General features: G+C 72.1%; 22 protein-coding genes. 19 read left to right on the forward strand and 3 right to left on the reverse strand.

The window, feature by feature from the left end:
- Positions 1-196 precede the first annotated feature (196 nt).
- Positions 197-457 (reverse strand): 30S ribosomal protein S20, encoded by a 261-nt coding sequence (gene rpsT, locus QQK26_RS01265; protein WP_284229229.1) that lies wholly within the window; start codon positions 455-457, stop codon positions 197-199.
- A 237-nt stretch (positions 458-694) separates the two neighbouring features.
- On the opposite strand from rpsT, the gene QQK26_RS01270 reads away from it, so the two are divergent.
- From QQK26_RS01270 to hemW, 4 genes are all read left to right on the forward strand, one after another.
- Entirely contained in the window at positions 695-1,837 is a 1,143-nt protein-coding gene (locus QQK26_RS01270) for a pyridoxal phosphate-dependent aminotransferase (protein WP_284229231.1), read from the forward strand.
- A 368-nt stretch (positions 1,838-2,205) separates the two neighbouring features.
- On the forward strand, positions 2,206-4,059 hold the full coding sequence (gene lepA / locus QQK26_RS01275) for a translation elongation factor 4 (protein WP_284229233.1): 1,854 nt from the start codon (positions 2,206-2,208) through the stop codon (positions 4,057-4,059).
- Entirely contained in the window at positions 4,059-4,763 is a 705-nt protein-coding gene (locus tag QQK26_RS01280) for a DUF1990 domain-containing protein (RefSeq protein WP_284229235.1), read from the forward strand. The genes lepA and QQK26_RS01280 overlap by 1 nt, the downstream gene beginning before the upstream one ends.
- Before the next feature lie 349 nt (positions 4,764-5,112).
- A complete protein-coding gene (hemW, locus tag QQK26_RS01285) occupies positions 5,113-6,375 on the forward strand; it encodes a radical SAM family heme chaperone HemW (RefSeq protein WP_284229237.1) in 1,263 nt (420 codons plus the stop codon).
- Positions 6,376-6,471: 96 nt separating this feature from the next.
- Here hemW and QQK26_RS01290 read toward each other — a convergent pair whose 3' ends face one another.
- Positions 6,472-6,936: a DUF4870 domain-containing protein gene (locus QQK26_RS01290; protein WP_348519975.1), complete on the reverse strand. Its 465-nt coding sequence runs from the start codon at positions 6,934-6,936 to the stop codon at positions 6,472-6,474.
- A gap of 63 nt (positions 6,937-6,999) precedes the next feature.
- Positions 7,000-7,428: a DUF4870 domain-containing protein gene (locus QQK26_RS01295; protein ID WP_284229240.1), complete on the reverse strand. Its 429-nt coding sequence runs from the start codon at positions 7,426-7,428 to the stop codon at positions 7,000-7,002.
- Positions 7,429-7,633: 205 nt separating this feature from the next.
- Here QQK26_RS01295 and hrcA point away from each other — a divergent pair, with 205 nt between their 5' ends.
- The 15 genes from hrcA to QQK26_RS01370 all read left to right on the forward strand — a co-directional run bounded on the left by hrcA (position 7,634) and on the right by QQK26_RS01370 (position 24,434).
- A complete protein-coding gene (gene hrcA / locus QQK26_RS01300; protein ID WP_284229242.1) occupies positions 7,634-8,662 on the forward strand; it encodes a heat-inducible transcriptional repressor HrcA in 1,029 nt (342 codons plus the stop codon).
- A gap of 14 nt (positions 8,663-8,676) precedes the next feature.
- On the forward strand, positions 8,677-9,786 hold the full coding sequence (gene dnaJ / locus QQK26_RS01305) for a molecular chaperone DnaJ (protein ID WP_284229244.1): 1,110 nt from the start codon (positions 8,677-8,679) through the stop codon (positions 9,784-9,786).
- Positions 9,787-9,832: 46 nt separating this feature from the next.
- On the forward strand, positions 9,833-10,564 hold the full coding sequence (locus QQK26_RS01310; protein WP_284229245.1) for a 16S rRNA (uracil(1498)-N(3))-methyltransferase: 732 nt from the start codon (positions 9,833-9,835) through the stop codon (positions 10,562-10,564).
- A gap of 87 nt (positions 10,565-10,651) precedes the next feature.
- On the forward strand, positions 10,652-11,005 hold the full coding sequence (locus QQK26_RS01315; RefSeq protein WP_284229247.1) for a histidine triad nucleotide-binding protein: 354 nt from the start codon (positions 10,652-10,654) through the stop codon (positions 11,003-11,005).
- A gap of 88 nt (positions 11,006-11,093) precedes the next feature.
- On the forward strand, positions 11,094-12,137 hold the full coding sequence (locus tag QQK26_RS01320) for a PhoH family protein (RefSeq protein WP_284234386.1): 1,044 nt from the start codon (positions 11,094-11,096) through the stop codon (positions 12,135-12,137).
- Positions 12,134-12,601, forward strand: coding sequence for an rRNA maturation RNase YbeY (gene ybeY / locus QQK26_RS01325; protein WP_284229250.1), 468 nt, complete (start codon positions 12,134-12,136; stop codon positions 12,599-12,601). Before QQK26_RS01320 ends, ybeY begins: the two co-directional genes overlap by 4 nt.
- Entirely contained in the window at positions 12,601-13,902 is a 1,302-nt protein-coding gene (locus QQK26_RS01330; RefSeq protein ID WP_284234389.1) for a hemolysin family protein, read from the forward strand. Before ybeY ends, QQK26_RS01330 begins: the two co-directional genes overlap by 1 nt.
- A complete protein-coding gene (era, locus tag QQK26_RS01335) occupies positions 13,899-14,810 on the forward strand; it encodes a GTPase Era (protein ID WP_284229252.1) in 912 nt (303 codons plus the stop codon). The genes QQK26_RS01330 and era overlap by 4 nt, the downstream gene beginning before the upstream one ends.
- Before the next feature lie 90 nt (positions 14,811-14,900).
- Positions 14,901-16,292, forward strand: a complete 1,392-nt coding sequence (locus tag QQK26_RS01340; protein ID WP_284229254.1) for a sensor histidine kinase — start codon at positions 14,901-14,903, stop codon at positions 16,290-16,292.
- Positions 16,289-16,963, forward strand: a complete 675-nt coding sequence (locus tag QQK26_RS01345; protein ID WP_284229257.1) for a response regulator — start codon at positions 16,289-16,291, stop codon at positions 16,961-16,963. Before QQK26_RS01340 ends, QQK26_RS01345 begins: the two co-directional genes overlap by 4 nt.
- A 142-nt stretch (positions 16,964-17,105) precedes the next feature.
- Entirely contained in the window at positions 17,106-17,837 is a 732-nt protein-coding gene (locus QQK26_RS01350; protein WP_284234391.1) for an ABC transporter ATP-binding protein, read from the forward strand.
- Complete coding sequence (locus tag QQK26_RS01355) at positions 17,834-19,228, forward strand: ABC transporter permease (protein ID WP_284229259.1); 1,395 nt, start codon at positions 17,834-17,836, stop codon at positions 19,226-19,228. Before QQK26_RS01350 ends, QQK26_RS01355 begins: the two co-directional genes overlap by 4 nt.
- Before the next feature lie 733 nt (positions 19,229-19,961).
- Positions 19,962-21,722: a 2-isopropylmalate synthase gene (leuA, locus tag QQK26_RS01360; protein WP_284229261.1), complete on the forward strand. Its 1,761-nt coding sequence runs from the start codon at positions 19,962-19,964 to the stop codon at positions 21,720-21,722.
- A 268-nt stretch (positions 21,723-21,990) separates the two neighbouring features.
- Entirely contained in the window at positions 21,991-24,231 is a 2,241-nt protein-coding gene (locus tag QQK26_RS01365; protein WP_284229275.1) for a carbon starvation CstA family protein, read from the forward strand.
- Positions 24,231-24,434, forward strand: coding sequence for a YbdD/YjiX family protein (locus QQK26_RS01370; protein ID WP_284229277.1), 204 nt, complete (start codon positions 24,231-24,233; stop codon positions 24,432-24,434). Before QQK26_RS01365 ends, QQK26_RS01370 begins: the two co-directional genes overlap by 1 nt.
- The last annotated feature ends 302 nt before the right edge of the window (positions 24,435-24,736 follow it).

Raw genomic sequence — 24,736 nt, forward strand, 5'->3', positions numbered from 1 at the left:
GCGTTCCTCGCCTCGAGCCCCGACCCCAGCGCCGATGCGAGGAACGCAGGATGAGCGCGCTCGCGCTGCCGAGTGACCGGGCAGGTCGGGGGAGCACCGTGACGAGGCTCCTGCGTTTCTCGCCCCGGGGCGTGTTCCCGTTGACGGAGAAAGGGCCCCGTCCGAATGGACGGGGCCCTTCCTGGAAGCGCTGAGCTCAGAGCGCGGCGGTCTGCTTCGCGAGCGCCGACTTGCGGTTCGCGGCCTGGTTCTGGTGGATGACGCCCTTGCTCACGGCCTTGTCGAGCTTCTTCGAGGCGTTCTTGAGGGCGGCCACGGCCTTGTCCTTGTCGCCCGAGGCGATGGCCTCGCGGCTGGCGCGGACGGCGGTCTTGAGCTCGCTCTTGACGGCCTTGTTGCGCTCCTGCGCCTTCTTGTTGGTGAGGATGCGCTTGATCTGCGACTTGATGTTCGCCATGCGGATGACTTCCTAATGCTTCGAGTGGATGTGTGTTCTGCGGCCGGGCACCGGGTGTGACGTGGGGACTCCCGGCCGCGATCCGCGTCGACGGCCGAGAGGGGACCGGACGCGCAAGCCAACAGGAGACGATACCAGGGACGACGCAGGCGGGGCAATCCCGCCGCTCGGCAGGCCGTCGAGGGTGCGTGGCGGGACGGCGCGCCCATCGCATCCGCTCCCACCTACGCTCGTGCCATGCCCTCGCTCTCGCCGCACATCGGCTCGGTGCCGCCCTCCGGCATCCGCCGCATCTTCGAGCTCGCGCAGCATGTCGACGACGTCGTGCTGCTGGCGGTGGGGGAGCCCGACGTGCCGGTCGCCCCGCACATCATCGCCGCCGCGCGTCAGGCGTGGGCGCGGGACGACACCGACTATTCGCCGAACGGCGGCATCGCCCCGCTGCGCCGCGCGATCCAGGGCAAGCTCGCGCGCGAGAACGGCACCGAGGTCGACGTCGAGCAGATCTGGGCCACCGCCGGCGCCACGCAGGGCCTGCACCAGGCGATGGGGCTGCTGCTCGATCCGGGCGACGAGGTGCTCGTGCCCGATCCCGGCTACACGACCTTCACCATGAACGCGCGCATGCTCGGCGCCGTGCCGGTGCCGTACGCGCTGCGCCCGGAGCTCGGCTTCCTGCCGGACCTCGCTGAGCTCGAGCGGCTCGTCACGGCCCGCACCCGGGTGCTCATCGTCAACTCGCCGTCGAACCCGCTCGGCCGGGTGTTCCCCGAGGCGACCCTGCGCGCCCTGCTCGCTTTCGCGAGCGCCCGCGACCTCTGGGTGATCAGCGACGAGGTCTACGAAGCGTTCACGGGGTCCGAGCGGCACGTCTCGCTCGCCGCGCTCGACGTCGAGGACCGGGTCTTCACCGTGTTCTCCCTGTCGAAGACCTACGCGATGACGGGCATCCGGGTCGGCTACCTGGTGACGCCGCCCGGCCTGACCCGGGTGATGAGCACCGTGCAGGAGGCGGCGATCAGCTGCGTGAGCATGCCGGGCCAGTACGCCGCCCTCGCCGCGATCGAGGGCGAGCAGTCGCACGTCGCGGCGGCCGCGGAGCACTACCGCGCCAATCGCGTGCTCGCGGAGGGCCTGCTCGACGAGCGCGGCATCGCCTACCTGCGCGCCGAGGGCGCCTTCTACCTGTGGCTGGACGCCTCGCCGTTCAGCGATGGCGACGTGAGCGGATGGGCGGAGCGGCTGCTCCTGCAGCAGCGCGTCGCGCTCGCCCCGGGTCGGGCCTTCGGCGTGCAGGGCGAGGGGTGGGCGCGCGTCTGCCTCGCCGCCCATCCGGCCGCGCTGCGCACCGGCCTCGGACGCCTCCCGTCCCTCCGCTGACTTCCTCGCCCCCGCGCCGTGCGAGGAATGCAGGCGCCTCGCATCCGTCCTCGTGCGATCGCGGCGTCCAGCGGCGCGGGCGCGCGCATCCGTCCTGCATTCCTCGACCTCGCGTCGATGCCCAGCCCCGTGCGAGGAATGCAGGCGCCTCGCACGTGCATCCGCTCCACCGCGATGGAGACGAGCGGATGCGGGCGCACGGCACCTGCATTCCTCGCACCGCACCCGCCACGGGTCGCACCGCACCCGCCACGAGTCGCACCGCACCCGCCACGAGTCGCGCGGGATTCGCCGCCGACCCGAGGGGATGGGAGAATGGCTCGATCCCGCGCCACCGTGCGCATCCGCTCCGCCATCGATAGGTCCCCGTGAGCCCCAGAGCCGCCCGTCCCCTCGAGCCCGCCCGCACCGCGCCCGAGGCGATCCGCAACTTCTGCATCATCGCCCACATCGACCACGGCAAGTCGACGCTCGCCGACCGCATGCTGCAGATCACCGGCGTCGTCGCCGATCGCGACATGCGCGCGCAGTACCTCGACCGCATGGACATCGAGCGCGAGCGGGGCATCACGATCAAGAGCCAGGCCGTGCGCATGCCGTGGGAGGTCGATGGCCGGACCTTCGCGCTCAACATGATCGACACCCCCGGCCACGTCGACTTCACCTACGAGGTCAGCCGGTCGCTCGCCGCGTGCGAGGGCGCCATCCTGCTCGTCGACGCGGCGCAGGGCATCGAGGCGCAGACCCTCGCCAACCTGTACCTGGCGATGGAGAACGACCTCGAGATCATCCCGGTGCTCAACAAGATCGACCTGCCCGCGGCCGATCCGGAGAAGTACGCGGCCGAGATCGCGGGCCTGATCGGCGGCGATCCCGAGGACGTGCTGCGCGTCTCGGGCAAGACCGGCATGGGCGTCGAGGCACTGCTCGACCGCGTGGTGCAGCGCATCCCGAACCCGGTCGGCGATGCCGACGCGCCCGCCCGCGCGATGATCTTCGACTCCGTCTACGACCCCTACCGGGGCGTCGTCACCTACGTGCGGATGAAGGACGGCCGGCTCAGCCCGCGCGAGAAGGTGCGGATGATGAGCACCGCCGCCACCCACGAGCTGCTCGAGATCGGCGTGAGCGCGCCCGAGCCGAAGCCCAGCCAGGGCCTCTCGGTCGGCGAGGTCGGCTACCTCATCACGGGCGTGAAGGACGTGCGCCAGTCGAAGGTCGGCGACACCATCACCAACGCCGCGAAGCCCGCCGAGGATGCGCTGCCGGGCTACACCGAGCCCAAGCCCATGGTCTTCAGCGGCCTGTACCCGATCGACGGCGCCGACTACCCCGACCTGCGCGAGGCGCTCGACAAGCTCAAGCTGAGCGACGCGGCGCTCGTCTACGAGCCCGAGACCTCCGTCGCCCTCGGCTTCGGCTTCCGCTGCGGCTTCCTCGGCCTGCTGCACCTCGAGATCATCACCGAGCGCCTGCAGCGCGAGTTCGGCCTCGACCTCATCGCGACCGCGCCGAGCGTGTTCTACGAGGTGCGCGCCGAGAACAAGGACCTCATCCACGTCACCAACCCGAGCGAGTTCCCCGAGGGCAAGATCGACGCGGTGATCGAGCCGATCGTCAAGGCGACGATCCTCGCGCCGAAGGACTACGTCGGCACGATCATGGAGCTCTGCCAGAGCCGCCGCGGCGTCATGGAGGGCATGGACTACCTCAGCGAGGACCGCGTCGAGCTGCGCTACACCCTGCCGCTCGGCGAGATCGTCTTCGACTTCTTCGACTCGCTCAAGAGCCGCACCCAGGGCTACGCGTCCTTCGACTACGACGTGAACGGCTCGCAGGAGGCCGATCTGGTGAAGGTCGACATCCTGCTGCAGGGCGAGAAGGTCGACGCGTTCAGCGCGATCGTGCACCGCGACAAGGCCTACGCCTACGGGGTGCTCATGGCCGGCAAGCTGCGCGAGCTCATCCCGCGCCAGCAGTTCGAGGTGCCCATCCAGGCGGCGATCGGCGCGCGGATCATCGCCCGCGAGACGATCCGCGCCATCCGCAAGGACGTCCTCGCCAAGTGCTACGGCGGCGACATCACCCGCAAGCGCAAGCTGCTCGAGAAGCAGAAGGAGGGCAAGAAGCGGATGAAGATGGTCGGCCGCGTCGAGGTCCCCCAGGAGGCCTTCATCGCCGCGCTCTCCTCCGGCGAGCCGACCAAGGAGAGCAAGAAGTAGTGGAACCGATCCGACGACGCTCCGGTGGCGAGCCGGCGGGCGAGCCGACGACCTACGCGGCCGTCGGCGGCACCCAGGCGGCCGATCTGCTCACCTACCCGCCGGCCGGATTCCGTCCGATCGAGCGCCGGGTGCGCATCGGCCACGGCCCGGAGCGCTTCGAGGCCGCGAGCCTCGCGGTCCTCTCCTGGCAGGTGCAGCTGCGCAGCGGCATGACCGTCGAGATCGAGAGCCGACCGGATGCGGAGCAACGCGGCTACCGTCCCGTCGGCTTCGACGAGGACGGCGCCGCTGTCGAGCCCGCCTCGCTCGAGCGCAGCGAGGTGCAGTACGGGCCCGATGGCTCCGAGCTGCTGGTCGCCGGCGAGACCGTGCGCCTCGGCATCCCGTTCCTGCTGTGGCGGGTCGGGGCCAGGGCGCGCGTGGTCTACGTGATCGACGAGCCGACCGTGCGCGGCTTCGCCTACGGCACGCTGCAGGGCCACCCGGAGAGCGGCGAGGAGGCCTTCCTCGTCGAGCTGCACGACGACGGATCGGTGTGGTTCGTCGTACGCGCCTTCTCGCGCGGCGCGACCCGCTTCTACCGTTTCGTCGGACCCGTCCTGCGCATCACCCAGTGGCACTACACGCGCCGCTACCTGCGCGCCCTGCTCGGCCCCACCGAGGAGCGCGGCCCGGGCACCGAGGTCGTCCGCGCCGGCTGATCCACGCCGCCGCGTGCTCCGAGCGCGCCCCTCCACGCCGTTGCGAGAAACGCAGGAGCATCGCGGCACGGCACCCGCGGATCGAGTCCGTCCGCGCCGGCGCGCAGGCGTCCGTCCTGCATTCCTCGCACGCGCGCTCGAGACGGGCCCCTGCGAGAAACGCAGGGGCATCGACCCGTGTCGGGGCCCCTGCGAGAAACGCAGGAGCATCGACCCGTGGCGCCCGCACGACCGGCCCGAGCGCGTCCGAGCGGATGCGTGTGTCCTGCATTCCTCGTAACGAGCGGATGCGGGGTCGCTATCAGGGTGCGCGTCACGCCGCGCGGGCGCCGGGTGGGAGAATGGTCTGATGCCCTCCGCCCTGCCGCTCGCCGATCCCGCGCCCGCCGACGGGGCGCTGCCCGCGAGCGTCGTGGAGGGCGCGGCCGAGCGCGACTTCGGCGTCTACCTGCACGTGCCCTTCTGCCGGGTGCGCTGCGGCTACTGCGACTTCAATACCTACACGGGCGACGAGCTGCGCGGCGCGAAGCGCGAGGACTACGCCGACGAGGCCGCCCGCGAGGTGCGCCTCGGGGGACGGGTGCTCGAGGCCGCCGGCCTGCCGCCGCGCGCGGCCCGCACCGTGTTCTTCGGCGGCGGCACGCCGACGCTGCTGCCCGCATCCGACCTCGTCCGCATGCTCGACGCGGTGCGCGGCACGTGGGGCCTCGAGAGCGGCGCCGAGATCACCACGGAGGCGAACCCCGACAGCGTCGACGAGCGCTACCTCGCGACCCTCGCCGAGGCCGGCTTCACCCGGGTGAGCTTCGGCATGCAGTCGGCGGTGCCGTCGACGCTGGCGACGCTGGAGCGCACGCACGACCCGGCGCGCATCCCGCTCGTGGTTCGCTGGGCGCGCGAGGCGGGCCTCGACTGCAGCCTCGACCTCATCTACGGCAGCCCCGGCGAGACCCTCGACGAGTGGCGCACCTCGCTCGAGGCGGCGATCGCCGAGCAGCCTGACCACCTCTCCGCCTACGCGCTCATCGTGGAGGACGGCACGAAGCTGGCTCGCCAGATCCGGCGCGGCGAGGTGCCCGAGCCCGACGACGACCTGCACGCCGAGATGTACGAGCTGGCCGACCGGATGCTCGCCGACGCCGGCTACGACTGGTACGAGGTGAGCAACTGGTCCCGTGGCCGCGAGCACCGCAGCCGGCACAACCTCGCCTACTGGCGCGGCGCGGACTGGTGGGGCGTCGGTCCCGGCGCGCACAGCCACGTCGGCGGCGTGCGCTGGTGGAACGTCAAGCACCCGGCCGCCTACGCGCAGCGCATCGCGGCGGGGGAGAGCCCGGCGGCGGGTCGCGAGACCCTCGATGCCGCCACGCAGCACCTCGAGCGCGTGCTGCTCGAGGTGCGCCTGGCCGACGGCCTCGACCTTTCCGCGCTGGCGCCGGGCGCGCGCCGCGCGGTCGCCGGGCTCATCGCCGACGGGCTCGTCGAGCCCGGTCCCGCGCTGCGCGGCACGCTCGTGCTCACGCTGCGGGGCCGCCTGCTCGCCGACGGGGTCGTGCGCGAGCTGCTGGAGGCGGAGGAGTCCGCAGCGGATGCGGGAGCGTCACTGCTCTGAGCGGCGGCGCATCCGCTCGGACCGGATGCACGCCCGCGGGAACGCCGACGGGCGCCGGCTCCGAGGAGCCGACGCCCGTGCGCGTTCCGGTCGCGGTTACTTGATGAACTGGATCGCGATCGGGTAGCGGTACATCTCGCCCTTGTTCGCGGCGATCGCGGCGATGATGCCGAAGATCAGCGACAGGACGCCGGCGGCCAGCGTGATGAGCGCGCCCACGAAGATGACAGTGAGGATCGCACCCGCCACGTAGCCGATGAGGATCGTCAGCTGGAAGTTGAGCGCCTGCCGCGTGTGCTCGCGCACGAACGGACCGCGGTCCTTGAACACGAGGTAGGTGATGAGCGGCACGACGAAGGTGAAGAGGATGCCGCCGACGTGGGTCAGGGTCGACCACAGCTTCTCGTCCGAGGGGCTCAGCGGCTGCTGCGGCTGCTGGTACGCGCCGGGCTGCTGGTACGGCTGCTGCGGTCCCGGCTGGTAGGGCTGCTGCGGTCCGGGCTGTCCGGACTGTCCGGGCTGCTGGTTCGGCTGGCCGTTGGGCGGGGGTGCGTCGGTCATGCTTCCTCCAAGGTCGTGGGCGGTCGGTGCTGCGTCGTCACGCTCATCATGGCGCACACGGGCCTACTTGAGCAGCCTTACCGCGAAGGGGTACCGGTAGCCGGGCGCGCCCTGCCCCATGCGGATCCCGCCGACGACCGACAGCGCGACGTTGACGAGGTACAGCAGCCACGGCACGAGCGAGAGCAGTGCCTGCACCGTCCAGCCGAAGCCGGGCAGCAGGGCGGCGAACAGGCCGCCGACGACGCCGACGAGCGAGACCTGCACGGCGAGCGCCGCCAGGCACCAGGTGATCTGCCAGTTGAGCGCCTCCTTCGACTCCTCCCGCACGAGCGGGCCGCGGTCGCGGAACGCCAGGAAGAGGATGAGCGCAGGCAGCGGGCCGAGGATGCCGCCGAGGTGCGCGGCCAGCGCGACCGTGCGGTCGGTCTCGGCGCCGAAGGCGGGGCTCGGGACGGGGACGGATGCGGTGGTCGGGGTGGGCTCGGACACGACCGGCGGCCTTTCTGCAGCGCTCCGGGCCACGGATGCGGGGCCCGGCCGCCACGGCATCCCCTTCCGGGGGCCGGGTGCCGGGCGACGCATCACTGTACCGCCGCGGCGCGCCGGTCGCGGCGCCGTGCGGGGCCCGTGTCGCCGCGCGGTACGATTGGCAATCACCCCGACCGAGTGCCAGCGAGCGGAAGGAGCGGCCGAGATGGTGTCACCCCGCGGACTGCAGGTGCTCAGCGCGATCGTGCAGGACTACGTCGCGTCCCGCGAGCCCGTCGGCTCGAAGTCGATCGTCGACCGCCACGCCTTCGGCGTGAGCGCCGCGACCATCCGCAACGACATGGCGCTCCTCGAGGAGGAGGAGCTGATCGCGGCCCCGCACACCTCCTCCGGTCGCGTGCCGACCGACAAGGGCTACCGGCTGTTCGTCGACCAGCTGGCCGACCTCCGTCCGCTCTCCGCGGCGCAGCGCACGGCCATCGAGACCTTCCTCGACCAGTCGGCCGACCTCGACGACGTGCTCGGGCGCACCGTGCGGCTGCTCTCGCAGCTGACCCAGCAGGTCGCGCTCGTGCAGTACCCGACCCTCGGTGCGGCGAAGGTGCGGCACATCGAGCTGGTGCCGCTGGCCGACACCCGCATCATGACCGTGCTCATCACCGACACGGGGCGGGTCGAGCAGCGCATCGTCGAGCTGCCCGCGGCCGTCGACGAGGTGTTCCTGGGCGAGCTGCGCGCGAAGGTGAACGCGGCCGCCGACGGCCTGGGCCTCGCCGAGGCGGCGCAGGTCTTCGCCGCCCTCGCCGAGCGCTTCGCGCCCGAGCGGTCGGGCGTCGTCGAGCGCCTCGCCGCCGCCCTCGTCGAGCAGGTCGCCGCCAACCGGCAGGACCGCCTGGTCATCGCCGGGGCCGCCAACCTCGTCCGCGACGAGCGCGACTTCGACGGCAGCGTCGTGCCCGTGCTCGACGCGATCGAGCAGCAGGTCACCCTGCTGCGCCTCTTCACCGAGATGGAGGCGGAGACGGCGATCGCCGTCACCGCCCGGATCGGGCGCGAGAACGAGTCCTTCGGGCTCGGCCAGACCTCCGTGCTCTCGACGGGCTACTCTGTGCCGGGCGCTGGGCTCGGACGGCTCGGCCTGCTCGGTCCGACCCGCATGGACTACCCGAACAACATGGCCGCCGTCCGCGCGGTCGCCCGCTACCTGTCCCGCCAGTTCGGCGAGGACCAGTAAGGAATCCCCAACCCGTGGCAGACCACTACGAAGTCCTGGGCGTCGAGCGCGACGCGAGCCCCGAGCAGATCAAGAAGGCGTACCGGCGCCTCGCCCGCGAGCTGCACCCCGACGTGAACCCGGGCACCGAGGCGTCCGAGCGCTTCAAGTCGGTGACGCACGCCTACGACGTGCTCAGCGACCCCAAGCAGCGCCAGCAGTACGACCTGGGCCCGCAGGCACAGGGCGGCTTCGGCGGCGGCAACTTCGGCGGCTTCGGCGACATCTTCGAGACCTTCTTCGGCGCGGGCGCCGGCGGTCGGGGCGGGCCCCGCAGCCGCCGCGAGCGCGGCGAGGACGCGCTGCTGCGCCTCGACGTCGAGCTCGACGAGGTCGTCTTCGGCACCACCCGCGAGCTCGAGGTCGACACCGCCGTGCTCTGCGACACCTGCAACGGCTCCTGCTGCTCGCCCGGCACCTCGCCGGTCACCTGCGACATCTGCCACGGCAGCGGCCAGATCCAGCGCGCCGTGCGCAGCCTGCTCGGCAACGTCATGACCTCGAGCCCCTGCGGCACCTGCCGCGGCTACGGCACCGTCATCCCGCATCCCTGCGTCATCTGCCAGGGCCAGGGTCGCGTGCGCGCCCGCCGCACCATCCCGGTGGAGATCCCGGCCGGCATCGAGACCGGCCTGCGCCTGCAGCTGCCCGGCCAGGGCGAGGTCGGCCCCGCCGGCGGCCCGAACGGCGACCTCTACCTCGAGGTCAAGGTGCGCCACCACGACGTGTTCAGCCGCGACGGCGACGACCTGCTCGCCACGCTCGAGGTGCAGATGACGGATGCGATCCTCGGCACCACCGCGACCGTGCACTCCCTCGACGGCGACGTCGAGCTCGAGGTGCGCTCGGGGGTGCAGTCCGGCGACGTGCTGACCATCAAGGACCGCGGCATCACCCGCCTGCGCGGCACCGGCCGCGGCGACCTGCGCGTCGGCGTGCAGGTAGTGACGCCGACGAAGCTCGACCACAAGGAGCGCCAGCTGATCGAGCAGTTCGCGGGCAGCCGCAGGCACGTCGACCCGCAGCTCGCGCAGTTCCAGCAGGGCCTCTTCGCCAAGCTGCGCGACCGCTTCACCCGCGGCTGACGCCGACGGGGCCCACGGACGAGACGAACGCAGCGGAGACGAGCGGATGGCGCACCGGTACCTCGACGAGAGCCTGGCCGCGACCGAGGTCGGCGCGGTCGTCGAGCTCGTCGGCGACGAGGCGCGGCATGCCGTGCAGGTGAGCCGCGTGCGTGCCGGCGAACGGCTCGAGATCGGCAACGGCCGCGGGCTGGTCGTGTCGGGCGAGGTGCTCTCCGCCGAGCCGGGGTCGCTGCGGCTCGAGGTGGTCGAGCTGCGCGAGGAGGCGTCGCCGAGCCCGGAGCTCTGGCTGGTGCAGGCCCTCGCCAAGGGCGACCGCGACGAGCTCGCCGCGCAGGCCGCCACGGAGCTCGGCGCCGCGGGCGTCGTGCCGTGGGCGGCCGCGCGCAGCGTCGTGCGCTGGGAGGGCGCGAAGCGCGACAAGGCGGTCGCCCGCTGGCGCACGATCGTGCGCGAGGCGGCCAAGCAGTCGCTGCGGGCGCACCTGCCCGAGGTGGCGCCGCTCGCCAGGCTCGCCGACCTGGTGCGCCTCGCCGGCGAGCACCGCGTCGTGCTGCTCGATCCCCGCGCGGAGACCCCCATCGACCGGCTCGACCTCGACGGCGTCGGGCGCGTCTACCTCGTCGTCGGACCGGAGGGTGGCATCGCACCGGAGGAGGTCGCGGCGCTGCTCGCGGCGGGCGCCGTCCATGCCCGGCTCGGCGGCAACGTCCTGCGGGCCTCGACGGCGGGCCCGGCGGCGATCGCGGCCCTGTCCGGGCCGTTGGGGCGCTGGTAGGCGCGCGCATCCGTCCGTCGCCCCAGCGCCGCCGCCGTGAGCGAACGGCGCCGCGGCACCGGGGCTCGCGCCGCTTAAGATAGGTGCATGACGACTGACGGCCCTTCGATCTTCACGCGCATCATCGGGGGCGAGATCCCCGCCGACGTCGTGCTCGACACCGAGCGCCTCATCGCCTTCCGCGACATCGCCCCGCAGGCCCCCGTGCACCTGCTCGTCGTACCCAAGACCGACGCGTACGCGACCGTGGCCGAGCTGGCGGCGGGCGACCCCGCGCTGCTCGCCGAGCTCGTCGCCACGGCGAGCGCCCTCGCCGCCGAGCACGCCGACGGCGACTACCGACTCGTCTTCAACTCCGGCCCCGCCGCGGGCCAGACCGTCTTCCACGTGCACGCGCACGTGCTGGCCGGCGGTCTCGAGGAAGGAACCCTTGCCCACTGAGCATGAGCCCGTCGACGAGTCCGTCACGGGCATCGACCCGGCCGCGGACGCGGCGCGCACCCTCCGCATCGAGGTCGACGGCGTCGCCATGGTGCGCCTCCTCGGCCCGCAGGACCGTCTGCTGAAGACGGTCGAGCAGCGCTACCCCCTGGTGCAGGTGCTGGCGCGAGGGAATCAGATCACGCTGAGCGCCGGTCCCGGTGGCGAGCAGCAGTTGGATGCAGCCGGGGAGCTGGTGGAGGAGTTGATGCGCATGGTCGGCGACGGAGTGGAGCTGGAGCCGGCGGAGGTGGCCACCTCCGCGCGCATCCTGGACCGCAAGGACGGCAGCCGTCCCGCGGCGGTCATGGGCGAGGCGATCCTGTCCAGCCGCGGCAAGACGATCCGCCCCAAGACCCTCGGGCAGAAGCAGTACGTCGACGCCATCGAGGACTTCACGATCACCTTCGGGATCGGCCCCGCCGGCACCGGCAAGACCTACCTCGCGATGGCGAAGGCCGTGCAGGCGCTGCAGCGCAAGGAGGTGGACCGCATCATCCTGAGCCGTCCGGCGATCGAGGCCGGTGAGCGGCTCGGCTTCCTGCCCGGCACGCTCACGGACAAGATCGACCCGTACCTGCGGCCGCTCTACGACGCGCTGAACGAGATGATGGACCCGGAGCTCGTGCCCAAGCTGCTCGCCGCGGGCACGGTCGAGGTCGCGCCGCTGGCCTACATGCGCGGTCGCACCCTCAACAACGCCTTCGTGGTGCTCGACGAGGCGCAGAACACGACGCCCGAGCAGATGAAGATGTTCCTCACCCGGCTCGGCTTCGGCTCGAAGATGGTGGTCACGGGCGACATCACCCAGATCGACCTGCCGACGAACGCGAGCGGGCTGCGACTGGTCACCCGGGTGCTCGATCACGTCGACGACATCCACTTCGCCCACCTGACGAGCGAGGACGTGGTGCGCCACACCCTCGTCGGCCGCATCATCGACGCGTACACCGAGTACGACGCCGAGCAGCAGGCGCGCCAGTACGAGCGCGACCACGGCGGAACCGGCGAGGGCGCGAACCGCGCCGAGCGCCGCAGCGGCATGGGCCGAGGCCCCCGGGACCGGCAGCAGCGCCGGGGAGGACGAGCATGAGCATCGAGGTCAACAACGAGAGCGCCATCGAGGTCGACGAGGCCACGCTGCAGCGCCTGGCGGTCTTCGCCCTCGATCATCTGCACGTGCATCCGGATGCGGATCTCGCCATCGTGCTGGTCGACGAGGGCGCCATGGAGCAGCTCCACGTGCAGTGGATGGACGAGCCCGGTCCCACCGATGTGCTCAGCTTCCCGATGGACGAGCTGCGCCCCGGCAGCGAGGACGAGCCGGCGCCCGCCGGGCTCCTCGGCGACATCGTCGTCTGCCCGCAGGTCGCGGTCGAGCAGGCTCGGGCGGCCGGACACAGCCCGCTCGAGGAGATGCTGCTGCTCACCACCCACGGCATCCTGCACCTGCTCGGTTTCGACCACGCCGAGCCCGAGGACGAGAAGGAGATGTTCGGCATCCAGCGCGACGTGCTCCTCGGCTTCGCCCTCTCGGAGCGGGCACGCCGAGCGTGATCGCGCTCTTCCTCGTCGCCGCAGCGCTGCTCGTCGCCCTCGGCGGCCTGCTCGCGGCGGCCGATGCGGCGATCGGCGCGCTGAGCCGCAGCGACCTGCTTGAGGTCGCCGTCTCCGCGCGGGCGAAGCGCTCCATCGCCGCGATCGCCGCGGACCCCGGTCCGCACGCGAACGCCGTCAACTTCCTCCGCATCGTCGCCGAGACCACGGCCGCCGTGCTCGTCGCGATCGCGCTGCTCGACGCCTTCGACGACCTGTGGCTCGCCCTGCTCGTCTCCGCCCTCGTCATGACCGGCGCGAGCTTCGTGCTCGTCGGCTCGAGCCCGCGCAGCGTCGGGCGGCAGCACGCCCGCTCGGTGGTCCGCGCCACGGCGCCGCTCGTGCGCGGCATCCGGGTGCTGCTCGGTCCCATCGCGGCGGCCCTCGTCGCCCTCGGCGACCGCGTGACCCCGGGGCGCACCGGCGGCGCGAGCGGCGTGTCCAGCGAGGAGCACCTGCTCAGCATGGTCGACGAGGCCGCCGAGAACGACGTGCTCGAGGAGGACGACCGCGAGCTCATCCACTCGATCTTCGAGTTCAACGAGACCTACGTGCGCGAGGTCATGGTGCCCCGCACCGACATGGTCACCCTCGAGGGCGATGCGGGCCTCGACGAGGGCTACGCCACGTTCTTCGAACGGGGCGTCTCGCGCATCCCGGTCATCGGCGGCGACGTCGACGACGTGCTCGGCGTGCTCTACCTGCGCGACCTGGCGCGGCTGCTCCGGGGCGGCGAGACCCTCGCGGTCGCCGGCCTCGCCGAGCTCGTCCGCCCCGCCGTCTTCGTGCCCGAATCGATGCGAGCGGATGCGCTGCTGCGCCGCATGCAGATCGAACGCAACCACCTGGCCATGGTCGTCGACGAGTACGGCGGCATCGCCGGCCTCGTCACGATGGAGGACCTCATCGAGGAGCTCGTCGGCGAGATCTCCGACGAGTACGACCGCGCGGTCAGCGAGTCGGAGCAGCTCGGCGATGGACGCTGGCGAGTGCCCGCCAGGCTGCCGGTCGACGAGCTCGGCGAGCTCTTCGACCTCGAGCTGGAGGACGACGACGTCGACTCGGTCGGCGGCCTGCTCGGCAAGGCGCTCGGCAAGGTGCCGGCCACCGGCGACACCGTCGTCGTGTCGGGCATCGTGCTCACCGCCGAGCGCACCGGCCGCCGTCGCCGCCTCGAGACCGTGGTCGCCGAGGCCGACCAGAGCCTGATCGACGTGCGGGCGGCCTTCGGTCGCAGCCGCGACGGAGGAGAGAACGCATGACCGAGAACAGCACCGCCCCCGAGGGCTTCCGAGCCGGCTTCGTGAGCTTCGTGGGCAGGCCCAACGTGGGCAAGTCCACGCTGACCAACGCCCTCGTCGGCGAGAAGGTGGCGATCACCTCCTCGAAGCCCCAGACCACCCGTCGCGCCATCCGCGGCATCGTGCACCGCCCCGACGGCCAGCTCGTCATCGTCGACACGCCGGGCATGCACCGGCCCCGCACCCTGCTCGGCGAGCGGCTCAACGCCGTCGTGCAGAACACGCTCGCCGACGTCGACGTGATCGGCTTCTGCGTGCCCGCCAACGAGAAGGTCGGGCCCGGCGACAAGTTCATCCACGAGCAGCTCGAGCAGTTCCCGCGGGCCAGGAAGGTCGCGATCGTCACCAAGATCGACGCCGTCGCCCGCCCGGTGGTGGCCGAGCGGCTGCTCGCGGTCTCGGCGATGGGGGACTGGGAGGCGATCGTGCCGATCTCCTCGACCAGTCGCATCCAGCTCGACGTGCTCGGCAAGGAGCTCGTGCAGCTGCTGCCCGTCTCCGAACCGCTCTACCCCCGCGAGATGACGACCGAGGAGACGCTCGAGGCCCGCATCGCCGAGCTCATCCGCGAGTCCGCGCTGGAGGGCGTGCACGACGAGCTGCCGCATTCGCTGGCCGTCACGATCGACGACATCGTCGAGCGCGACGACAAGGACCTGGTGGAGATCTACGCGAACCTGTTCGTGGAGCGCGACAGCCAGAAGGGGATCGTCATCGGCAAGGGCGGCGAGCGGCTGCAGCGCATCGGCGCGGAGTCGCGCGCGCAGATCGAGCCGCTGATCGGGCGGCGGGTGTTCCTGTCGCTGCGCGTCAAGATCGCCAAGGAGTGGCAGCGCGACGCCAAGCAGCTCGGCCGCCTCGGGTTCTGAGCCGCCCCATCCGCTCGACCGCTCATCCGGCCGGATGATTCTGCCGAGCGGATGCCGGGGCGCCCGCCCCGGTCGCCTAGCGTGGTGGGCATGAACCGACGCCTGCGCCCGTGGCAGTACGCCATGGACGTCGGCATCGCGATCGTCTACCTCGTCTTCACCGTGCCCGGGCAGCTGACGGCGTCCGGCTCGCCCACCGCAGGCATCGCCGTGCTCGCCGTCTACGCGATGGCGCTCCTGCTGCGACGGTTCAGCCCGGGGTCGGCGCTCGGCATCGCCTGGGTGGGCGCCATCACGCAGGTCGCCTTCGACGTCTACCCGAACCTGTTCAACGTCGCGGTGCTCGCGGTCGTCTACACGACCGCCGCCTACGGCGGACGGGTCGTGCGCTGGCTCGGACTCGCCTCGGTCGGACTCGGCGCCATCGTCGCCAGCTGCTACTTCCTGCTGCGGCAGGAGGTGATCGGCGGGGCCGACATCTTCGCCTGGAGCGGCCTGCCCACGGCCGTGCTGCAGTTCGGCGTGAGCGCCGCGACGCTCGTCACCGTGATCGGCCTGCCCTGGCTGCTCGGCCTGCTCGTGCGCGCGATCGTGCGCACCCGGGAGAGCGGACGCGCCCGCGAGGCCGCGGAGCGCGACGTCGCCCTGGAGCAGGAGCGGGGTCGCATCGCGCGCGACATGCACGACATCGTCGCCCACTCCCTCGCCGTCGTCATCGCCCAGGCGGACGGCGCGCGCTACGCCGCCAGGGCAGACCCGACCGCGGTCGACACCGCGCTCGCCACGATCGCCGGCACGGCCCGCGAGGCACTCGGCGACGTGCGCGTCATGCTCAACCAGCTGCGCCACTCCCAGAACGACGCCCCTCAGCCCGTGCTCAGCGACCTCGGCCGCCTCATCGAGCAGGTGCGCGCCTCCGGGCTCGACGTGCGGCAGGTCGAGCACGGCGAGCCCGCCCCGCTCGGCGCCGCCCGCGAGCTCGCCGTGTACCGCATCGTGCAGGAGGCGCTGACCAACGCACTGCGCCACGGCGACCGGGAGCGGCCGGTGGAGCTGCTGTTCGACTGGCACACGACCGAGCTGCGGCTGGACATCAGCAACTGGCTGCGCCCGGAGGCGGTGCTCACCGGCACCGCGACGGGCAGCACCGGCCACGGCCACGGGCTCGCCGGCATGCGCGAGCGCGCCGCGCTGGCCGGGGGAGCGGTCGAGCTCTCCGCGCAGGGCGGACGTTTCCGGGTGCGCCTCGCCGTGCCCGTCTCCGCGACCGCCGCGATCGCCATCCAAGCCCCGGCTGGTACGGGGCCCACCGTCCTCGTCGCACCGGCCTCGCCGCGGACGCCTGGGTCGCCGGCCACCGCGCCCGGTCTCCTGCCCTTCTGGGCCGGCGCCGCATCCGCGCATGCCCAGCCCGACGACAGCCGCCCGCCCGTCTCCGCGCCGTCCGGCCCGGACCGCACCGAAGGAAGCAGCACCCCGTGACCCAGAACACCCCCATCCGCGTGCTGCTCGTCGACGATCAGGCGCTGTTCCGCACGGGCATCCGCATGCTGGTCGACTCCCAACCCGACCTCGAGCTCGCCGGCGAGGCGGGCGACGGGCAGGAGGGCATCCGGGTCGCCGCGCAGACGAGGCCCGACGTGGTGCTCATGGACATCCGCATGCCCGTGCTCGACGGCATCGAGTCGACGCTCGGGATCCTCGGCGGCGCCGAGGCGCGCGGCGAGCAGCCGCCGAAGGTCATCGTGCTCACCACCTTCGACCTCGACGAGGCGGCGGCGCGGGCGATCCGCGCCGGCGCGAGCGGTTTCGTGCTCAAGGACGCCGACCCCGAGTTCCTGCTCGCGGCGATCCGCACCGTGCACGCCGGCAGCGCGGTCATCGCCGCCTCCGCCACCCGCGAGCTCTTCGAGCACTTCGACGCGCGCGCGGCCGCGGCCGCCGTGCCCGAGACCTTCGACGCCCTCACCGCCCGCGAGCGCGAGATCTTCCTGCTCGCCGCCCGCGGCCTCAGCAACTCCGAGATCGCCGGCCGGGAGTTCCTCAGCGAGGCGACCGTGAAGACCCACATCAGCCGCATCCTCGGCAAACTCGGCCTGCGCGACCGCGTGCAGCTCGTCGTCTTCGCCTTCGAGCACCGCCTCGTCGACTGACCCCGGCCTCCGGGTCGGGGTTCTCCCTGAGACCGGATCATCCGGCGGGACGAGACCGCGGCGTCCACGGGCCGACGCCCCGCATCCGCTCGGCTCCGTAGCGTCGAGGGCATGCACACCCTCCGCCGACCCGGCGCACGCGATCGCCCGGGTCGAGACCCTCAGCAAGACCTACGGCCACGGCCGCACCGGCGTCACCGCGCTGCGCGACATCGACCTCGAGCTGCGCCGCGGCGAGTTCACCGCCGTCATGGGCGCCTCCGGCAGCGGCAAGTCGACGCTCATGCACATCATGGCCGGCCTCGACTCCGCGACGAGCGGACGCGTCTGGTTGGGCGACACCGAGATCACCCGCCTCGACGACGACCAGCTCACCCTGCTGCGCCGACGCCGGGTCGGCTTCGTCTTCCAGGCCTTCAACCTCGTGCCCACGCTCGACGTGCTCGGCAACATCCGGCTGCCCTTCGAGCTCGACGGCCGCGAGCCGAACCCCGACGAGGCCGCCCGCATCGACCGCCTCGTGCAGACCCTCGGGTTGGAGGAGCGCCTCCGCCACCGTCCGCACGAGCTCTCCGGCGGACAGCAGCAGCGCGTCGCGATCGCGCGGGCGCTGGCGACGCAGCCCGACCTGATCCTCGCCGACGAGCCCACCGGCAACCTCGACTCGCGCACCGGCCGCGAGGTGCTCGCGGTGCTCTCCGCCGCAGCTCGCGATTACGGCCAGGCCATCGCCATGGTCACCCACGACCCGGTCGCGGCGAGCTTCGCCGACCGCATCGTCTTCCTCGCCGACGGCCGCATGGTCGAGGAGCGCGGCCGCTCCAGCGCCGAGCAGATCAGCGCGATCATGCTCGGCATGGAGGCCGCGCGATGAGCGCCGCGCTGCGCGAGCACCGCTCGAGCCTGCTCGTCGCCGGCCTCTCCTCCGCCTTCGGCGTCGTGCTGCTCTCCATGATCGGCGCGATCGACACGGCGGCACGAGCGGATGCGGTGGTCGGCGCGAGCGACACGGCCAGCGCGCTGCTCCTCGTCGCAGCGAGCCTGTTCATCGGCATCGCGCTGTACGTCAGCGCGGTGGTCACGGCGAACACGGTCGCGACCATCGTCGCCGGCCGCACCCGCACGATCGCCCTGCTGCGCCTGCTCGGCTCGTCGGCGCGGCGGCAGCGCAGCGCCGTCACGCGCGAGGGCCTGGGCGTCGGCCTGATCGGCGCGGCGCTCGGTGCGCTCGCCGGCGAGGCGCTGCACCTGCTGCTCGTGCTGGTGCTGCGCGAGACGGGCGTCCTGCCGCCGGCGGACTACCCGCTCATCGCCCCGGTCGCGCTGCTGCCGGTCATCGCCGTGGTGCTCACCACCTGGGCGGCGTTCCGCACCGGCTCGCGCCGGGTGCTCGCCGTGCGGCCGATGCAGGCGCTCGGCGCCGCGGTGGAGCGCAGCGGCGAGGAGGTCGGCCGCCGTCCGGTGCGTCACGGCATCGCGGTCGTGCTCGTCGCCCTGGGCACGCTGCTCCTCGGCGGCGGGGTGGCCGCAGGGCTGGTCTCGTCGTTCGGCGTCGTGATCGCCTTCTTCGGCGGCATCCTCTCCTTCACCGGCATCGTGCTCGCCGCCGACCTCGTCATGCCGCCGCTGCTGCGCCTCGTCGGCCGCGCCATGGCTCGCACCGCCACGGGTCGTCTCGCCGCCGAGAACGCGGTCCGGTCGCCGGAGCGCAGCGCCCGGACGACCATCGGGCTCGTCATCGGCGTCGCGCTGGTCACCACTTTCGCCGTGGGTCTCCAGTCGTACATCGACATGCTGGCCCGCGCGCAGGCGAACGACCCGGCCTACTACGCCGGCATCGACGAGGCCTTCGCCATGACGGTGGCCGTGTTCCTGGTGCTCATCGGCTTCAGCGCGGTCATCGCCGCGGTCGGCATGGCCGACGCCCTGTCGCTGAGCGTGCTGCAGCGCGGCCGCGAGCTCGGCCTGCTGCGGGCGCTCGGCTTCTCGAAGGGCCAGCTGCGCCGCATGATCCTCGCCGAGAGCGCGCAGCTCACCGTCACCGCCTCCGCCTTCGGCGTCGTCCTGGGCATCGGATACGGATGGGCGGGCGCGCAATCCCTGTTCGGCTCGATCGAGGGCGGCGGCCTGGTGCCGCCCGGCATCCCCTGGCTGCTCGTGCTGCTCGTCGTCATCGGCACCGGCGCCCTCGCGGCGATCGCCGCGGTCGCCCCCACCCGCCGCGCCGTGCGCGTCACCCCGATCGAGGCCCTGGCCGCGCCCTGACCCGCGCCCGCGCCCGCCCTCGACTCGACCGGCCGCGCTCGCCCCTCCGCGCCGCGCCGCCCGGCGCCGGCACCCCGCACCCAAGCCCGCGCCGCGCCCAGCCAGGCCCGCGCCGCGCCCACCCAAACCCGCGCCGCGCCCACCCAAGCCCGCGCCGCGCCCACTCAAGCCCGCGCCGCGCCCACTCAAGCCCGCGCCGCGAGAAATGCAGGAGCCTCGCCCCCGGGGGCGCGGTGCTCCTGACGAGCGCCGCGGAGGCGCGTGCGAGACTCCTGCGTTTCTCGCAGCGCGCCGCCGTCGTCTCGTGCGGGCCGGCCGCGCTGGCAGCGCGCGAAGTCCGCTCGCACCGACTCGTGCATCCGCTCGCAGCGGTGTCCGCTCGCACCGACCCGCGCATCCGCTCGCAGCCGCCGAGCGAGGAATGCAGGTGTCGCGCACCGCGCCATCGAGCCGAGCGGATGCGCCGGGCAGGTCGAACGCGAGGCTCCTGCATTCCTCGCGGGGCGGCACCCGCGTCGCTCGCGCCACCGCGGCAGCCCGCGCCACCGCGGCAGCCCGCGCCACCCCGGCAGCCCGCGCCACCCCGGCAGCTCGCGCCACCAGGCCCCCGGTGCTAGCCTCGGACGGATGGCACTCCACCTCCTCCTCCTTCGCTGCCGCGACGAGTCCTAGTCCAGGCCTTACTCGTCGCGGAGTCCGTCGTGGTCAGCAACGAGAACGCGAAAGAGTCGAGATGAAGAACAACCAGCAGCCCTCGGGCATGCCGATCCAGAAGTACCGTCCCTTCCACGAGCAGATCGTGGTCGATCTGCCCGACCGCACCTGGCCGACGAAGCGCATCACGGAGGCGCCGCGCTGGTGCGCCGTCGACCTGCGGGACGGGAACCAGGCACTCATCGACCCGATGAGCCCCGAGCGGAAGCGGATCATGTTCGACCTGCTCGTGAGGATGGGCTACAAGGAGATCGAGGTCGGCTTCCCGAGCGCCAGCCAGACCGACTTCGACTTCGTGCGCAGCCTCATCGAGGAGGGCGCGATCCCGGACGACGTCACCATCCAGGTGCTCACCCAAGCCCGCGAGCACCTCATCAAGCGCACCTACGAGTCGATCGCCGGCGCGAAGCAGGCGATCGTGCACCTCTACAACTCGACGAGCGTGCTGCAGCGCGAGGTCGTCTTCCGCACCGACCGCCAGGGCATCATCGACATAGCGATGAACGGCGCCCGCCTCTGCCGCGAGTACGAGAAGACCGTGCCCGAGACCGACGTGTACTACGAGTACTCGCCCGAGTCCTACACCGGCACCGAGCTCGAGTTCGCGCTCGACATCTGCAACCAGGTCGTCGAGGTGCTCGGCGCGACCCCCGAGCGCAAGGTCATCGTCAACCTGCCGGCCACCGTCGAGATGGCGACGCCGAACGTCTACGCCGACTCCATCGAGTGGATGAGCCGCAACCTCGCCAACCGCGAGAGCATCATCCTGAGCCTGCACCCGCACAACGACCGCGGCACCGGCATCGCGGCAGCCGAGCTCGGCTACCTGGCCGGCGCCGATCGCATCGAGGGTTGCCTCTTCGGCAACGGCGAGCGCACCGGCAACGTCGACCTCGTCGCACTGGGCCTCAACCTGTTCACCCAGGGCATCGACCCGCAGATCGACTTCAGCGATCTCGACGGCATCCGCCGCACCGCGGAGCACTGCAACCAGCTCAAGGTGCACGAGCGCAGCCCCTGGGCCGGCGACCTCGTCTACACCGCCTTCAGCGGCTCGCACCAGGACGCCATCAAGAAGGGCTTCGAGGCCATGGCGGTCGAGGCATCCGCGAAGGGCGTCTCCGTCGATGAGATCGAGTGGGCCGTGCCGTACCTGCCCATCGACCCGAAGGACGTCGGCCGCAGCTACGAGGCCGTCATCCGCGTGAACTCGCAGTCCGGCAAGGGCGGCGTCGCCTACCTGCTGAAGACCGATCACAACCTCGACCTGCCGCGTCGCCTGCAGATCGAGTTCAGCGGCGTCGTGCAGTCGAAGACGGATGCGGAGGGCGGCGAGGTCTCGAGCGAGCAGATCTGGACCGTCTTCCAGGACGAGTACCTGCCGTCGAGCGCGGACCACGCCAAGTGGGGCCGCTTCGAACTGCTCTCGACCCGCACCGCGAGCGAGATGACCGGCAGCGTCACGCTGCAGGCCCGCGTGCGCGTCGGCGACGACGAGCTCGACCTCGAGGCGACCGGCAACGGGCCGATCGCGGCGTTCATCCAACTGCTCGGCGCTCAGGGCGTCGACGTGACCCTCAACGATTACGTCGAGCACGCGCTGAGCGCCTCCGGCGACGCGCTCGCCGCGGCGTACGTCGAGCTCAACGTTGAGGGCACCGTGCTCTGGGGCGTCGGCATCGACGCCGACATCTCCACCGCCTCGCTCAAGGCCGTCGTCTCGGCGGTCAACCGCGCGGTGCGCGTGCGGCAGCACGACCTGGAGGCCGTCGCGTCCTGACGCGTCGACCCCATCCGCTCGACCCGAGGGGCGGCGCCGACCGGTGCCGCCCCTCCGCCGTCCCGTCGTCCGTGGACGTCGCCCCGCCGCCGCCGCATTGCGGGAAACGCAGGAGTCGAGCGGATGAGGGTGCGCGCCTGCGCTGATCCTGCGTCCGGCCGTCCGCACTCCACCTGCATTCCTCGCGCAGGTTCCGGGGTTCCCCCGTCCTGGAGGCACCCCTAGGCTCGTGTCGACCCGCAACGACGCGAGCGACAGGAGTCCGACGATGGCCGAACCCCGATCCACGAGGCAGTTGGAGCAGGACCCGGCGCTGCCGCCGGTCGCCGCACCCGAGCCGAGAAGGGGTTGGACCCCGCCGAAGGTGCTGCTGTGGGTGGCCATCGCACTGCTCGGCGGCGTCGCCTGGACGATGCTCGCCATCGTGCGCGGCGAGACCGTCAACGCCATCTGGTTCGTCTTCGCGGCCTGCTGCTCCTATCTGATCGGGTACCGCTTCTACTCGAAGGTGATCGAGCGCTTCATCACCAGGCCCGATGACCGACGCGCGACCCCGGCGGAGTCGAAGGCCGACGGCAAGGACTACGTGCCGACCGACCGCCGCGTGCTCTTCGGGCACCACTTCGCGGCCATCGCGGGCGCCGGTCCGCTGGTCGGGCCCGTGCTGGCGGCGCAGATGGGCTTCCTGCCCGGCACGATCTGGATCGTCGTCGGCGTCATCTTCGCCGGTGCGGTGCAGGACTACGTGGTGCTGTTCTTCTCGATGCGGCGCGGCGGCCGCTCGCTGGGCCAGATGGCGCGCGACGAGCTGGGGCGCATCGGCGGCACGGCCGCGATCCTCGCGACGCTGCTCATCATGATCATCATCGTCGCGATCCTCGCGCTCGTCGTCGTCAACGCCCTCGGCGAGAGCCCGTGGGGCGTGTTCAGCGTCTCGATGACCATCCCGATCGCCATCTTCATGGGGCTGTACCTGCGTTTCATCCGCCCGGGCCGCATCACCGAGGTGTCGGTCATCGGCTTCGTGCTGCTCATGGCCGCGATCATCGCCGGCGGCTGGGTGGCCGAGACCGACTGGGGCGCGGCGATGTTCACCCTCGACCGCACGACGATCGCGTGGGGCATCATCGTCTACGGATTCGTCGCCGCCGTGCTGCCGGTGTGGCTGCTGCTCGCGCCGCGCGACTACCTCTCCACCTTCATGAAGATCGGCGTCATCGTGATGCTGGCCGGCGCGATCGTGGTGGTGCGCCCCGAGATCGAGGTGCCCGCCTTCAGCGAGTTCGCCGGCGGCGAGCTCGGGCCGGTGTTCAGCGGCTCGCTGTTCCCGTTCCTCTTCGTCACGATCGCCTGCGGCGCGCTGAGCGGTTTCCACGCGCTCATCGCGAGCGGAACGACCCCGAAGCTGGTCGAGAAGGAGAAGCAGACCCGCTTCATCGGCTACGGCGGCATGCTCATGGAGAGCTTCGTGGCGATCATGGCGCTCGTCGCGGCGATCTCGCTCGACCGCGGCATCTACTTCGCCATGAACTCCTCGGCCGCGGCCACCGGCGGCACCGTCGAGGGCGCGGTCGCGTTCGTGAGCTCGCTGGGGCTGACCGGTGTCGAGGTCTCCGCGGAGCTGCTGCAGACCACCGCCGACAACGTCGGGGAGGAATCGATTGTCAGCCGTACGGGCGGCGCGCCGACGCTCGCCCTCGGTCTCGCGCACATTATGCAGCAGCTCATCGGCGGCACCGCGATGATGGGCTTCTGGTACCACTTCGCGATCATGTTCGAGGCGCTGTTCATCCTGACCGCCGTCGACGCCGGCACCCGGGTCGCCCGCTTCATGCTGCAGGACTCCATCGGCAACGTCGCGCCGCGCTTTAAGGACACCGGGTGGCGTCCCGGGGTCTGGATCACGACCGCGATCATGGTGGCCGGATGGGGAGCGATCCTGATCATGGGCGTCACCGATCCGCTCGGCGGCATCAACACCCTGTTCCCGTTGTTCGGCATCGCGAACCAGCTGCTCGCGGCGATCGCCCTCGCCGTCTGCTTGGCGATCGCCGCGAAGCGCGGGGTGCGCTCGTGGCTCTGGGTGGTCGCGGTGCCGTTGGCGTTCGCCTCGGTGGTCACGATCACCGCCTCGATGTTCAAGATCTTCTCGCCGGTGCCGGCGGTCGGCTACTGGGCGAACCACGTCGCCTTCCGCGACGCGCTGGCTGCGGGCGAGACGACCTTCGGCACCGCGACGAGCGTCGAGGCGATGGAGGCCGTCGTGCGCAACACCCTCGTGCAGGGCACGCTCTCGATCGTCTTCGTCAGCCTGGCGATCGTCGTGATCGTCGCGGCGCTCATCACCACCGTGCGCGCGCTGCGCGGACGAGCGGCGCCCGAGGCCGAGGACGCACCGCAGCCCTCGCGTCGCTTCGCCCCCGCGGGGCTGATCGCCACGGCCGAGGAGCGCGTCATCCAGCGCGAGTGGGACGCCCGCGGGCCCCGCGAGCCGCGAGGGGGCCACTGATGGGCCGCGCAGGATCCGCCGTGGTCGCCGCGCTGCGGCGCGCGGTCCGGGGCTTCGGCGCGGTCCTGGGAGAGGGCGCCTACCCGGCGTACGTGGCGCATCACCGAGCCGCGCACCCGGGCGTCCCGCCCCTGGACGAGCGGACGTTCTGGCGGGAGCGCTACCGCAGCCAGGACCTCGAGCCCGGCGGCCGCTGCTGCTGAGCGGGCCGCCGCCCGCCGCATCCGCCCGCCCTGACGCTCCCGTCCTGCCGTGCGCACGCCGCGCATCCGCCCGCCTCGACGCTCCCGTCCTACGAGAAACGCAGGACGAGCGGACGACCACGGCCGCCGTTCAGGCCCGACCACCGGCTCCGGGCGACGCTCCTCCTGCATTCCTCGCACGCAGCGCACGCGCAGGCGAGGAACGCAGGAGGAGCGGATGAGCGGATGCGCGCCCGTGGGCGCCCCGCGGACGTCGCGCGACGCTCCACCTGCGTTTCTCGCAGGGCGAGCGGAAGGCGTGC

The organism is Arenivirga flava (assembly GCF_030161575.1).
Taxonomy (GTDB): Bacteria; Actinomycetota; Actinomycetes; order Actinomycetales; family Microbacteriaceae; genus Arenivirga; species Arenivirga flava.

Bases quoted from the DNA above. Each gene is read 5' to 3' on its own strand.
- hrcA (WP_284229242.1), top strand. From the start codon at position 7,634: ATGGTGTCACCCCGCGGACTGCAGGTGCTCAGCGCGATCGTGCAGGAC.
- QQK26_RS01370 (WP_284229277.1), top strand. From the start codon at position 24,231: ATGGGCCGCGCAGGATCCGCCGTGGTCGCCGCGCTGCGGCGCGCGGTC.
- QQK26_RS01315 (WP_284229247.1), top strand. From the start codon at position 10,652: ATGACGACTGACGGCCCTTCGATCTTCACGCGCATCATCGGGGGCGAG.
- era (WP_284229252.1), top strand. From the start codon at position 13,899: ATGACCGAGAACAGCACCGCCCCCGAGGGCTTCCGAGCCGGCTTCGTG.
- QQK26_RS01365 (WP_284229275.1), top strand. From the start codon at position 21,991: ATGGCCGAACCCCGATCCACGAGGCAGTTGGAGCAGGACCCGGCGCTG.
- ybeY (WP_284229250.1), top strand. From the start codon at position 12,134: ATGAGCATCGAGGTCAACAACGAGAGCGCCATCGAGGTCGACGAGGCC.
- QQK26_RS01270 (WP_284229231.1), top strand. From the start codon at position 695: ATGCCCTCGCTCTCGCCGCACATCGGCTCGGTGCCGCCCTCCGGCATC.
- QQK26_RS01310 (WP_284229245.1), top strand. From the start codon at position 9,833: ATGGCGCACCGGTACCTCGACGAGAGCCTGGCCGCGACCGAGGTCGGC.
- QQK26_RS01320 (WP_284234386.1), top strand. From the start codon at position 11,094: ATGGTGCGCCTCCTCGGCCCGCAGGACCGTCTGCTGAAGACGGTCGAG.
- QQK26_RS01290 (WP_348519975.1), bottom strand. From the start codon at position 6,936: ATGACCGACGCACCCCCGCCCAACGGCCAGCCGAACCAGCAGCCCGGA.
- hemW (WP_284229237.1), top strand. From the start codon at position 5,113: ATGCCCTCCGCCCTGCCGCTCGCCGATCCCGCGCCCGCCGACGGGGCG.
- rpsT (WP_284229229.1), bottom strand. From the start codon at position 457: ATGGCGAACATCAAGTCGCAGATCAAGCGCATCCTCACCAACAAGAAG.
- QQK26_RS01355 (WP_284229259.1), top strand. From the start codon at position 17,834: ATGAGCGCCGCGCTGCGCGAGCACCGCTCGAGCCTGCTCGTCGCCGGC.
- leuA (WP_284229261.1), top strand. From the start codon at position 19,962: ATGAAGAACAACCAGCAGCCCTCGGGCATGCCGATCCAGAAGTACCGT.
- QQK26_RS01340 (WP_284229254.1), top strand. From the start codon at position 14,901: ATGAACCGACGCCTGCGCCCGTGGCAGTACGCCATGGACGTCGGCATC.